Genomic DNA, 12231 nt, shown 5'->3' with positions numbered 1-12231 from the left:
GTTAACATTTCGCCAGGGATCGATAACGTCGCGCTGCGGTCAAACTGCCAGTAAACTGCGTTCCTATTCCTGAACCACTCTATTCCAGAGGTTTTGCATGACACTCAGTCCTTTTGCGGGCAAACCGGCACCGGCAGAATTGTTGGTCGATATCCCGCGACTGGTAACGGCCTATTACACCGGCCAGCCTGATGCCTCCATCTCTACCCAACGCGTTGCCTTCGGCACGTCCGGACACCGAGGCAGCTCGTTCGACCTGAGTTTCAACGAATGGCATGTTCTGGCGATCAGCCAGGCCATCTGCCTGTACCGTGAGGCCCAGGGCATCGACGGTCCGCTGTTTGTCGGCATCGACACCCATGCGTTGTCCACCCCGGCCGGCACCAGCGCCCTGGAAGTGTTGGCCGCGAACGGTGTCACCGTGATGATCGCCGAGGGCGACGAATACACGCCGACCCCGGCGATTTCCCACGCGATTCTTTGCTACAACCGCGGCCGCACTTCGGGTCTGGCGGACGGTATCGTCATTACGCCGTCGCACAATCCGCCGCAAAGCGGTGGCTACAAATACAACCCTACAAACGGCGGACCGGCGGATACCCACATCACCAAGTGGATCGAAGCCAAAGCCAACGAACTGCTGAGCAACAAGCTGGCCGGCGTCAAACGCATCAGCTACGAGCAGGCACTGAAGGCCAGCACGACCCACCGCCACGATTACCTCAATACCTATGTCGCCGACCTGATCAACGTGATCGACTTCGATGCCATCCGTGACGCCAAGCTGCGACTGGGTGTCGATCCGCTGGGCGGAGCAGGGGTGCGTTACTGGTCGGCGATTGCCGAACATTACCGTCTGGACCTGGAAGTCGTGAACAAGCAAGTCGATCCGACGTTCCGTTTCATGACCGTCGACTGGGACGGGCAAATCCGCATGGACCCATCGTCGAGCCATGCCATGCAAGGCCTGATCGGTCTGAAAGAGCGTTTTGACGTCGCGTTCGCCTGCGACCCGGATCACGATCGCCATGGCATCGTGACCCCGTCCGGTGGCCTGCTGGCGCCGAACAGCTACCTCGCCGTGTCGATCGACTACCTGTTCCAGAACCGTCCGCAGTGGCGCGCCGATGCGGCCGTGGGTAAAACCGTGGTCAGCAGCGGCTTGATCGATCGAGTGGCCAAGCGCCTGGGCCGTCGCCTGTACGAAGTGCCGGTCGGCTTCAAATGGTTTGCTGACGGTCTGTTCGATGGTTCGCTGGGTTTTGGCGGCGAAGAAAGCGCGGGTGCCTCGTTCCTGCGCAAGGACGGTAGCGTCTGGTGCACCGACAAGGACGGCTTGATTCCGGCATTGCTGGCCGCGGAAATGACCGCTCGCACTGGCCGCGATCCGAGCCAGGCCTACCGTGCGTTGACCGATGAACTCGGCGAACCGTTCTCGGTGCGCGTCGACGCCAAGGCCAATCCTGAACAGAAAGCCTTGTTGAGCAAGCTGTCGCCGGATCAGGTCACCTCGACCCAACTGGCGGGCGAAGCGATCCAGAGCATCCTCAGTCACGCACCGGGTAACGACCAGGCGATCGGTGGTCTGAAAGTCATGACCGAGAACGGCTGGTTTGCGGCACGGCCTTCGGGTACCGAGGATATCTACAAGATTTACGCTGAAAGCTTTGTGAGTGATGACCATCTCAAGCAGTTGGTTGCAGAGGCCCAGACGTTGGTGGATGGCGCTATTTCCGCGAAGTAATTGAGGGGGCCCTTCGCGGGCAAGCCTCGCTCCTACAAGGGCGGAGTCGATCACATGATTGTGGGCGATATCTATCCTGTAGGAGCGAGGCTTGCCCGCGAAGACGCCAGCACGACCACTCAAGATTCAGATGTAAAAAGGGGCGACCATCAACGGCCGCCCCTTTTTTTGCCCTGCAATTACCCGATCAAGCCAGATCCACCAACACGATCTCACTGTCCTCAATCGCGGTAACCCGCAACACCTGCTCATCCGCCACCGCCACGCCGTCTCGAGCTTGTGCACGCAAGCCATTGACTTCAATGACGCCGGTAGCCGGAACCAGGTAAGCGCGACGGCCACTGTCCAGACGGTATTCGGCGGACTCACCGGCCTTCAGGTTCGCCGCCACCAACCGTGCATCGGCACGAATTCGCAGGCTTTGATCGTCCCCGGCCTTGCCACTGGCCAGGGTCACGAAACCCTCGCGCTGGCCTTTCGGGAACGGTTTGGCGCCCCAGGAAGGTGCCAGGCCGGATTCATTCGGGATGATCCAGATCTGGAAGATCTTGGTTTCACCGGCTTCCAGGTTGTATTCGCTGTGGGCGATCCCGGTGCCGGCGCTCATGACCTGAACGTCGCCCGCTTCGGTGCGGCCCTTGTTGCCCAGGTTGTCTTCGTGGGTGATTGCACCTTCACGAACGTAGGTGATGATTTCCATGTCCCGGTGCGGATGTTTAGGGAATCCGGTGCCGGCGGCGATCACATCGTCGTTCCATACACGCAGGTTGCCCCAGTTCATGCGTTTCGGGTCGTGGTACTCGGCGAACGAAAAGTGGTGATGGGCATCCAACCAGCCATGGTGGGCGCCGCCCAGGGAGTTGAAAGGTCTGAGTTCAAGCATGATCGTCTCCTGAAAAGGTTCGTCATGGGGCAGAGCGCCTGAGCCACGAAACAAGAACCGGTGGTTGATGGCGGGCATCATCTATCAGGCACCCATCGATAAAAAGCGTAAAAAATGCCTCATCATGATCGAGTTAGTTGATATCAAATAACCTCGAAACATTCTCATCCAGCCTTCACTTCATCGTATAAGCCAATGACCTGTAAGCATTTCACTAGAACTCAATGGCAAATACGGACACCATAGCGATCGTCAGCCTCACACCCTGGAGTCAGTCCGCGTGCCGCAACACACCCCCGATCTTCCTCCCGAACTTCGTCCCTTGGCCGAGATGCCTCTGCTCAAGCGCCTCGCCGCGCGGTTCTTTGGCCATGGTCTGACCCGATTGCGCGCGCAACACCGTGCGTCATGGCTGCACGGGCAAGCCGACGGTTTTCGCAGTGGCCACAGCGCCGGGGTCGATTACGGCTATAAGGAAGGCAAAGCCGAGGGGTTGGAGGAAGGTCGGCAGGTGCTGTTGATCCGCGATTCGCGCTCGACCGAGCACCGGCCACCTAATGTCGATGAGAACTTGTTCGACGATTGGCGTCTGCCCTTGAGCGCCGAGCTGAAGAAGCGCATGAAGGCCGATGTCGCCCGACTGCTGCCACCTCACGCCCAGCCCAGTACTGCGCAGTGGAAGATGATTTTCAGCGACACGCCCTCGACGTCGGTGATCGCCGGCGCCGGTGCGGGCAAGTCGACGACGCTGGTGCTGCGGATCCTGCTGCTGACCCATTACCTGGGGTTTGAGCTGAGTTCGATGACCGTGGTGACCTTCACCCGTGAGTCGCGCAAGGACTTCATTAATAAGCTGATCGAGTTGTTTGCCTTGTGGGGCCGGGCGCTGAGCCTCAAGGAGGCGCGTGATCTGGTGCGCACCTTCCACTCGCGAATCCTGCCAATGGTTCGCAGCCTGCCGGGCTTTGAGCGTCTGCAAGCGTTCGAAAACCTCAGCCATCGCGCGCAAAACGGCGATGAGGAGGTCGACAGCAATCCCTTCGACCTGCGCATCAACGACGCCCAGCGTCAGCAACTCAATGCCTGTTTTCATAGCTTGCACACCCGCGATGAGCGTTTCCGCGAACTGATCAAGCCGTTGTCCCGTCATGCCTTGCAGCTCAAAGAGCTTGAGCGCGATCACCCTGACGTGCAGAAACGCATGGCGGTGACCGAGTTGGCGGCCAAGCGTGACGAGGAACTCTGCGACACGATTGAAGATCTGTGGTTTCGCGCTGGCGCCTGGCCGATCAAAGGCATCGAGCCCAATCGGCAGGCTTTCGATATCAATGGCTCGACCTTCCATTGTCACGGCTACATTCCGACGCTGGATGCCTGGGTGGTACTCGGATTTGACCCTCGGGAAAATCCGCAGGTCTGCCGCCCGAATGCCAAGTTGAGCGTTCGCGCGGAATGGGCGGTAAAGCGCACCCTGTTTCAAGCTTTCTGTCGTAAGCCTTTGATATGGCTGGATAGTTATGAGTCATCGAAGCGCGTTCTGGCCTCCCTGGCAGGCGATGCCAGTGCCGGACCGGGCTTTGATTACAAGGTCAAAGGAGAGCTGGGATCGGCCCCGTTGCTGGACTGTTTTGTGGCTGCCGCGGGGTTTATCGAAAACCTGGGCCTGGATGTGCCGAATGCGGTCGGCCAGATGAGTTTCGCCAAAGATGATCCTGACCGGTTTTTCTTCGAGGCCTTGAGCCTGCTCTGGCGCGCCCTGGAGGATCATTTGCTCGATCAAAAGCCACCGGTGATGACCTACAACCGGATGTTTGCCTTGTTCAGCGAGCATTCCCCGGAAAACCTGAAGCTGCTGAGTGATGACCTCCTGAGGCCTTTGTCACATTTGATGATCGACGAGTTTCAGGACGTATCGCCACAGATTGTCTCCTGGATCCGCGCCAGTCTGGCCGAGATCCGCAGCCGCGGCCCGGCGATGCACGTCGGACGTGGCGCGCAACGGTCATCCTTGCTCTGCGTCGGTGATGACTGGCAGTCCATTTATGGCTGGCGCGGCAGTTCGCCGTCGTATTTCATGGAATTCAACAAGGAATTCCCGTCACCGAGTACAACGAAAGTGATGCTCAGCGACAACTACCGCAGCCATCAGCACATCATTGATGCCGCCGAGCATATCGTCCGTGCAGCGCCATCGATCGCTGGAAAGAAGGCCAAGGCCAGCGGTGAACCCAAGGCGCTATTACCGGTGAACGTCATGGATCGAGACGATCAGGGGATGGCCCAACGCCTGATCCAGCACTATCGACAAGGCGATTCGATCTTGATGCTTTATCGAAAAAGCAGCGATAAGTTATTGATAGAACAGCATATTCAGTCTGTAGTTAATGTGGATTCTAGCTTGCCGTACGAAGCTCGTCGTATCAAACAGCTGACGTATCACAGCGCCAAGGGCTTGCAGGCAGACGCGGTGTTCTTGCTCGGTGACTGCCAGCACCTGACCAGCTCTCCTTACAAGAACCAGGTCTATCGTATGGCGGGACTTGGCAAGGCAGGTGACAACGAGCCTTACGACAACGCACAGAAAGACGAAATCCTGCGACTGGCTTACGTCGGCATCACGCGGGCAGTGAGTCATTGCTACTGGTATGTTGATGGCCAGGACACTCAGGCGGCCAATATGCCCAAGGCGTCAGACAGGGTTGGCAAGGACAAACCCTTCTTCGCCGATCACCGCCAGGGTCAGAAACTGGCCTGAACCCGACACCCACAAAAAAGCCCACCTAATGTGGGCTTTTTGTTGGGCGTTTGACCTTCAGGCATAACTCTTGAGGGCCACGGGAGGAATGAAAGCCTCAAGCTCGTCTTCCACGGCTTCGATTATTCGTTCTACGTCCGCGGCATTCATCACGGTAGCGCAAGGGATGCCTGCAATGGCGATCATGGTCTCACCACTGGCGCGGTCAAACAGGCGGGCAATCATGCTGCCCGGGGCGTCCATGCTCGCCTCGAATCCCATGGGATGAAAATGCCAGCGCATCAGCTGGCAGGCGTTTGGAAAGGTGACTTTACTGAATGACCCTTTATTCATGTGTTGCCCGCCTTCTTCATCGAGCGCTTCCTTTAGCTCATGTTAGGAGGGAAGAGCCTTCATTGGCTCAACCGGTGACTGCCTTTAAAAGTAGCATCCGGATGTGAAAACCATGTGATTTTTTTCAGTCCGTTTGGCGATTGGTCGCGTTTTTTTGATGTGGATCACACGCCGGGCCTTGCTCGACGCTGCGCCGATTCGGTCTGGTCATTGAAGCCGTGGCCGAACTTCGGCAAGCTCGGTTTTTTTTTCGTCGAGTCCTTTATGCACGCCGATGATGATGGCCCCCTGCAAACCCAGGTCACGGGCGAGACGGTCATGCGCTACCACCTGTGCTGGAAACACCGGGACCTGGACGGGGTCATGGCGCTTTATCACCCGGACATTCAGTACAACGACTTTTTCCAGAACCGGGTCATGTGCCTGGATGAGTTGCGCGAGTACGTGCGCGGCAGCATGCCGCGTAATCCGGACGAAGCGCTGGAGCATTCGGATCGCATACGCCTGGACGGCAACACTGCGTTTATCCAGTATCAGATGACCTTGCGTGGCGGTGAAGGGCTGGTGTCGTTCCGTTCCAGTGAGGCCATCACGGTGCGTGACGGGTTGATCTGGCGCGTCAACGAATACGCGTCCCTGGTGCGTGAACAACCGCAAAGCAATACCGCTGCGAACTTGCGCCCGGCCGCGAGCCGACTCGGACTTTCTCCGCGTCAGCTGAGTTTCATGGCTGAGGACCTGCAACAGTATTTCCAGCGCCAGCAGCCTTATCTGGACCCGGAACTCGATTTGCAACGGGTAGCCAAGGAGTGCGGGTACAGCCGCAATCAGATTTCCTACCTGCTGAATCAAGTGCTGGGTCAGAGTTTCTACCGCTACGTTAACCAGGCGCGGTTGCAGCATTTGCTCGCGGCGCTGGACGCCGCCACGCCACCGGTGCGTGTTGATGAGCTGGCGTTTGCCGCCGGCTTCAATTCGTTATCGGCGTTCTACAGTTGTTTCCGCCAACACACGGGGCTGTCGCCCAAGGCCTACGTCAAACAAATTTCTTTGCGTGCACGCGCGCACGACAGTCCCTGAGCCCACGCACTAGGATCGACGCCATCGAAGTTTGAGTGGCGGAGTCTTGCATGTCGGCGTGGCGCACAATCAGTTTGTGGATGGATCAACTCGACGAGTCTCTGGTGGCGCGTCCGGCGCTGGAACACGATCTGGACGTCGACGTGGCCATCATCGGCGCGGGCTACACCGGACTCTGGACCGCGTATTACCTCAAGCGCCTGGCGCCAGGCCTCGACATCGCCATCATCGAAGCGCAAACCGCTGGTTTTGGCGCGTCGGGCCGTAATGGCGGCTGGCTGATGGGCAATCTGCTGGGTGAAGACCGTCTGCTGGCCGGTTTGCCGCCGGAGCAACGCCGCGCATCCTTCGATCTGCTGCACAGCATTCCTGATGAAGTAGAGATTGTCATCGAACGTGAAGGCATCGACTGCGATTATCGCAAAGGCGGTGTGCTTTACTGCGCCGCCCGTTATCCCGAGCAGGAAGCCAGCCTGCGCGACTACCTCGACAAGTTGTACAGCCAAGGCCTTACCGAAAGCGATTATCGCTGGCTCAGCCCCGAGCAGCTGGCGCAACAGATCAGAGTTGCGAAGCCTTATGGCGGTATCTATGCACCGCACGTCGCGACCATTCACCCGGCAAAGTTGGTGCGGAGTCTGGCAGAAACGGTCGAGCGCATGGGTGTCAAAATTTACGAGAACAGCGCAGTCATGCACTGGCAGTCGGGGAGTTTGCGCACCGCCAAGGCTCAGGTTCGCAGCCGCTGGATCGTGCCGGCGGTAGAAGGTTATTCGGTCACGCTGCCGCCACTGGGCCGCTATCAGCTACCGGTACAAAGCCTGATTGTCGCCACGGAGCCGCTGTCCGCCGCGACCTGGGACGAAATCGGCCTGAACCGCGGCCAGGCGTTCAGCGAAAGCAGTCGCCAGGTCACCTATGGCCAGCGCACTGCGGACAATCGCCTGGTATTCGGTGCCCGGGGCGGCTATCAGTTTGCCGGCAAGTTGCGCCATGACTTTGACCTGACCACCAGCGAAGTGGAGTTGCGGCGCTATCTGTTCAGCGAACTCTTTCCTCAACTCAAGAACGTGCGGATCACTCACGCGTGGGGCGGCAACCTGGGCATGTCCCGGCACTTCAAGCCGCACATGCTCTGCGATCACGTCAGCGGCATTGCGCTGTCTGGCGGTTATGGCGGGGAGGGCGTCGGTGCCAGCAACCTGGGCGGCAGAACCCTGGCGGATCTGATTCTGGAGCGAGACACCGAACTGGTTCGCCAGCCTTGGGTTATTCCCCAAGGCGGGCTCGACACGCTCAGGGCCTGGGAGCCCGAACCCTGCCGCTGGCTGGGTTACAACGCAATCATCCGTAGCTTCGTCCACGAAGACCAGACCCTGGCCAACCCGGCTACGGCCCCTTGGCGCCGCAAACTGGCGAGCAAGGTGGCGGGGTTCATGGAAGGGTTCATGCACTGAACGGCACGCTTTTCATCTACAGGCTCAATCGACAGGTACTCCCATGGGCATCACCCAATTCAAGAACACCGCAACACTGGAACTGGACGAGTCGAATCACGTCGCCGTGCCACTGGGAACACCGGTGGCGGTGGCTTCGACCACCAGCGCCGAGCGCGACGACGGCGTCGAAACCGGCGTCTGGGAATGCACCCCCGGCCGCTGGCGCCGGCAGATCGTTGCACAGGAATTCTGTCACTTCATCCAGGGCCGCTGCACCTTCACCCCGGACGACGGTGAAACCCTCTACATCGAAGCCGGCGATGCGCTGATGTTGCCGGCCAACAGCCTCGGCATCTGGGACATCCAGGAAACCGTGCGCAAGACCTACGTTTTGATTTTTTGATTTTTGATCCTTTGATTGCCTGCCAATAGCGCTCCAACAAAAAAAAACGGCCCATACAGGAATCGACTCATGATCCGAAAGACACTGACCCTCGCACCCCTTGCGCTCGTCGCGTCCCTCAGCCACGCGGCCGAGACCGTCAAGATCTACAACTGGTCGGACTACATCGCCCCGGACACCACCAAAAACTTCCAGAAAGACACCGGCATCGCCTTCAGCTACGACGTCTACGACAGCAACGAAACCCTCGACGGTAAGTTGATGACCGGCAAATCCGGGTACGACGTGGTGTTCCCGTCCAACCATTTCATGGCACGGCAGATTCAGGGCGGGGCGCTGAAGAAGCTCGACAAGAGCCAACTGCCAAACTGGAAAAACCTCAACCCGGTGTTGCTCACCGCGTTGCAGACCAACGACCCGGGCAACGAACACGGTTTCCCGTACCTGTGGGGCAGCACCGGCATCGGCTACAACATCGCCAAGGTCAAAGCCGTGCTGGGCGACAACGCGCCGGTGGATTCCTGGGACCTGATCTTCAAGCCCGAGAACATGGCCAAGCTGCAAAAGTGCGGCGTAGCGATCCTCGATAACGGCCCCGAACTGCTGCCGGCCGCGCTGAATTACCTGGGGCTACCGCACCACAGCAAAAACCCGGAAGACTACAAAAAGGCTGAAGCGCTGCTGATGAAAGTCCGCCCTTACGTCAGCTATTTCCACTCATCCAAATACACCAGCGACCTGGCCAACGGTGACATCTGCGTGGCCGTCGGCTTCTCCGGCGACATCCTGCAAGCCGAGAACCGTGCCAAAGAAGCCAAGAACGGCATCGACATTGGCTACGCCATTCCCAAGGAAGGCGCCGCTATCTGGTTCGACATGGTCGCCATGCCCGCCGACGCCCCGGACGAAAAGGCCGGTTACGCGTTCATGGACTACCTGCTACGCCCTGACGTCATGGCCAGCATCAGCAACTACGTGCACTACGCCAACGGTAACCAGCAAGCCGACAGCCTGATCGATCCGGCCATCAAGAACGATACCAAGGTGTATCCGAGCCCGGAAATGATGGGCAAGCTGTTCGCGCTGGAGGCCATGCCGCTGAACATTGACCGGATTCGCACGCGAGTGTGGAACAAGATTCGGACGGGGAGTTGAGGGTTCATATTCTGTAGCCATTGAGCCGGTCGGGCTTGCAGGCAACGCTGTAGATTCCGGGCTTCCTTTCAATGAATCAGGAGGCAATGGAATGCCTGTTTGTTCAAATGCGGGACTGCTGCGCACCGCCCGTTTCTCTGAGTCAGGACGTATTTATCTGCTAAAGGCTGTCGTTGACCAACGACAGCCGTTTTTTGCTGATTGGCGGCTGGGAAGGTTGGTTGCTTTGCAATTGCGCGAGGCTCAAGAAGACAGCTGGGCTGATTTTTTAACGTGGGTTGTGATGCCGGATCATATGCATTGCCTGGTGCAGTTGCATGACAAGACACTGGCGGAGTTGATGTGCCGAATAAAGTCGCGGAGCAGTTTGGCGGTCAATCAGGCGCTAGGGCGGCGAGGGCGGTTATGGCAAAAGGGGTATCACGATCGTGCGGTTCGGCGGGAGGAGGATGTGAAGGATCTTGCCCGGTATGTCGTGGCCAACCCGATACGAGCGGGGCTGGTGACGCGGGTTCACGATTATCCACTGTGGGATGCGTGTTGGTTGTGAGTGTCTGACGACTGCTGCGTTCGGCTGCGAAGCAGTCGCCAAAATCTCTCATCCAATATAAATCCGTCTGATATCAATCCACTGGCACTCATACTAATAAGTCCAAAAAAACGAGACACCCTCGACAAAAAACAACTTACCCCTATTTAATATTTAAATACGCAATTGTCAGACAATTAGTCCGAATCCCTCAACTTAAAACTATATTTCGACAGCACAGGCATTGTTTCCGGGTACTTGCTGGAGTTGCACAATTTGACGTCAAAAAAAATGTAGACGTTTGATTTCGAATTGTGTCAGTTTTCTTTCGCCTTCATTGGGCGAGTGATAGGACGATCTCGCCAGAGATTGTCGCTATCTGACAAAAACTGTTCCATTGCTTAACAAGGAAGTGTGTTTATGTCGAAAGTAAAAAACAACGCTATTGATCTTGCCGAACAGGCCTTTTCGCCATTGCAAGCATTGGCTGCGCCCAGTTCCGCCTACAACCAGATCGACAGCTTCAGCCATCAGTATGACCGCGGCGGCAATCTCACGGTCAATGGCAAACCCTCCTATTCCGTCGACCAGGCAGCGACCCAATTGCTGCGTGACGGCGCTGCCTACCAGGACAAGGACGGCAGCGGAAAAATCGAGCTGACCTACACGTTCCTGACCTCGGCGTCGTCGAGCACCATGAACAAGCACGGGATTTCCGGCTTCAGTCAGTTCAGTGCTCAACAGAAAGCCCAGGCCGTGCTCGCCATGCAATCCTGGGCCGATGTGGCCAAAGTCACGTTCACCGAGAAGGCCACAGGCGGCGATGGTCACATGACCTTCGGCAATTACAGCAGCGGCCAGGACGGCGCAGCGGCATTCGCCTACCTGCCTGGCACCGGTGCCGGTTATGACGGTACTTCGTGGTACCTGACCAACAGCAGCTACACGCCCAACAAGACGCCGGACCTGAACAACTACGGTCGTCAAACCCTGACCCACGAAATCGGCCACACCCTGGGCCTTGCCCACCCCGGCGACTACAACGCCGGTGAGGGCGCGCCTACCTACAACGACGCGACCTACGGGGAAGACACCCGCGGTTACAGCCTCATGAGTTACTGGAGTGAAAGCAATACTGACCAGAACTTCAGCAAGGGCGGCGTCGAAGCCTATGCGTCCGGTCCGCTGCTGGATGATATTGCCGCCATCCAGAAGCTCTACGGTGCCAACACCACCACCCGCACCGGTGACACCACTTACGGCTTCAACTCCAACGCCGGTCGCGATTTCCTGAGCGCGTCTTCCTCGTCAGACAAGGTCGTGTTCTCGGTTTGGGATGCGGGCGGCAAGGACACACTGGATTTTTCCGGTTTTACCCAAAACCAGAAAATCAACCTCAATGAAGCCTCGTTCTCCGACGTTGGCGGTCTTGTTGGCAACGTTTCCATTGCCAAGGGTGCAACCATCGAGAACGCAATCGGCGGTTCGGGCAACGACCTGCTGATTGGTAATGGCGTGTCCAACGAGCTGAAAGGCGGGGCCGGCAACGACCTCATCTACGGCGCGGGCGGTGCGGACAAATTGTGGGGCGGCACCGGTTCGGACACGTTTGTGTTCGCAGCCAGCAGCGACTCCAAGCCAGGTGTTGCCGACCAGATCCTCGATTTTGTCAGCGGCCTGGACAAGATCGACCTGACCGGCATCACCAAAGGCGCGGGTCTGCACTTCGTGAGTTCGTTCACGGGTGCGGCAGGCGATGCAGTGTTGACCTCCTCTGGCGGTAACAGCCTGTTGTCGGTGGACTTCTCCGGGCACGGCGTGGCTGATTTCCTGGTCAGCACCGTTGGCCAGGCGGCGTTCTCGGACATCGTTGCGTGATGTGACGCGAAAAGGAGGGCGGCGCCGATGCG

At 58.1% G+C, this 12231-nt stretch carries 10 protein-coding genes; 8 read left to right on the top strand and 2 right to left on the bottom strand.

The annotated features are described in order from the left end of the window. Positions 1 to 97: 97 nt before the first annotated feature. Positions 98 to 1744, top strand: coding sequence for a phosphoglucomutase (alpha-D-glucose-1,6-bisphosphate-dependent) (gene pgm, locus ACA049_RS15505; protein WP_497328195.1), 1647 nt, complete (start codon positions 98 to 100; stop codon positions 1742 to 1744). Between the two features lie 187 nt (positions 1745 to 1931). On the opposite strand, the gene ACA049_RS15500 is transcribed toward pgm, so the two are convergent. Next, the gene (locus tag ACA049_RS15500) at positions 1932 to 2627 is read right to left on the bottom strand and encodes a pirin family protein (RefSeq protein WP_497328194.1); all 696 of its coding nucleotides are present in this window, start codon (positions 2625 to 2627) and stop codon (positions 1932 to 1934) included. A 280-nt stretch (positions 2628 to 2907) separates the two neighbouring features. On the opposite strand from ACA049_RS15500, the gene ACA049_RS15495 reads away from it, so the two are divergent. Continuing rightward, entirely contained in the window at positions 2908 to 5382 is a 2475-nt protein-coding gene (locus ACA049_RS15495) for a UvrD-helicase domain-containing protein (RefSeq protein WP_497328192.1), read from the top strand. A 57-nt stretch (positions 5383 to 5439) separates the two neighbouring features. On the opposite strand, the gene ACA049_RS15490 is transcribed toward ACA049_RS15495, so the two are convergent. Continuing rightward, positions 5440 to 5715 (bottom strand): DUF1652 domain-containing protein, encoded by a 276-nt coding sequence (locus ACA049_RS15490; RefSeq protein ID WP_150778429.1) that lies wholly within the window; start codon positions 5713 to 5715, stop codon positions 5440 to 5442. Positions 5716 to 5979: 264 nt separating this feature from the next. On the opposite strand from ACA049_RS15490, the gene ACA049_RS15485 reads away from it, so the two are divergent. From ACA049_RS15485 to ACA049_RS15460, 6 genes are all read left to right on the top strand, one after another. Next, positions 5980 to 6795, top strand: a complete 816-nt coding sequence (locus ACA049_RS15485) for a helix-turn-helix domain-containing protein (protein ID WP_497328191.1) — start codon at positions 5980 to 5982, stop codon at positions 6793 to 6795. A 50-nt stretch (positions 6796 to 6845) separates the two neighbouring features. Further along, positions 6846 to 8252, top strand: a complete 1407-nt coding sequence (locus ACA049_RS15480) for an NAD(P)/FAD-dependent oxidoreductase (RefSeq protein WP_497328190.1) — start codon at positions 6846 to 6848, stop codon at positions 8250 to 8252. Positions 8253 to 8295: 43 nt separating this feature from the next. Next, positions 8296 to 8637: a cupin domain-containing protein gene (locus ACA049_RS15475; RefSeq protein ID WP_497328188.1), complete on the top strand. Its 342-nt coding sequence runs from the start codon at positions 8296 to 8298 to the stop codon at positions 8635 to 8637. A gap of 69 nt (positions 8638 to 8706) precedes the next feature. Then, entirely contained in the window at positions 8707 to 9792 is a 1086-nt protein-coding gene (locus tag ACA049_RS15470) for a polyamine ABC transporter substrate-binding protein (protein WP_497328186.1), read from the top strand. Positions 9793 to 9883: 91 nt separating this feature from the next. Beyond that, on the top strand, positions 9884 to 10342 hold the full coding sequence (locus ACA049_RS15465; RefSeq protein WP_497328185.1) for an REP-associated tyrosine transposase: 459 nt from the start codon (positions 9884 to 9886) through the stop codon (positions 10340 to 10342). A 399-nt stretch (positions 10343 to 10741) separates the two neighbouring features. Continuing rightward, a complete protein-coding gene (locus ACA049_RS15460) occupies positions 10742 to 12199 on the top strand; it encodes a serralysin family metalloprotease (RefSeq protein ID WP_497328184.1) in 1458 nt (485 codons plus the stop codon). Positions 12200 to 12231: the final 32 nt, after the last annotated feature.

The organism is Pseudomonas sp. LBUM1662 (assembly GCF_059695915.1).
Note: the sequence above shows the minus strand (reverse complement) of the source record. Positions and strands in the feature narration are given on the sequence as shown.

Coding starts and splice junctions, on each gene's coding strand:
- ACA049_RS15485 (WP_497328191.1), top strand. CDS start 5,980: ATGCACGCCGATGATGATGGCCCCCTGCAAACCCAGGTCACGGGCGAG.
- pgm (WP_497328195.1), top strand. CDS start 98: ATGACACTCAGTCCTTTTGCGGGCAAACCGGCACCGGCAGAATTGTTG.
- ACA049_RS15460 (WP_497328184.1), top strand. CDS start 10,742: ATGTCGAAAGTAAAAAACAACGCTATTGATCTTGCCGAACAGGCCTTT.
- ACA049_RS15465 (WP_497328185.1), top strand. CDS start 9,884: ATGCCTGTTTGTTCAAATGCGGGACTGCTGCGCACCGCCCGTTTCTCT.
- ACA049_RS15480 (WP_497328190.1), top strand. CDS start 6,846: ATGTCGGCGTGGCGCACAATCAGTTTGTGGATGGATCAACTCGACGAG.
- ACA049_RS15490 (WP_150778429.1), bottom strand. CDS start 5,715: ATGAATAAAGGGTCATTCAGTAAAGTCACCTTTCCAAACGCCTGCCAG.
- ACA049_RS15470 (WP_497328186.1), top strand. CDS start 8,707: ATGATCCGAAAGACACTGACCCTCGCACCCCTTGCGCTCGTCGCGTCC.
- ACA049_RS15475 (WP_497328188.1), top strand. CDS start 8,296: ATGGGCATCACCCAATTCAAGAACACCGCAACACTGGAACTGGACGAG.
- ACA049_RS15500 (WP_497328194.1), bottom strand. CDS start 2,627: ATGCTTGAACTCAGACCTTTCAACTCCCTGGGCGGCGCCCACCATGGC.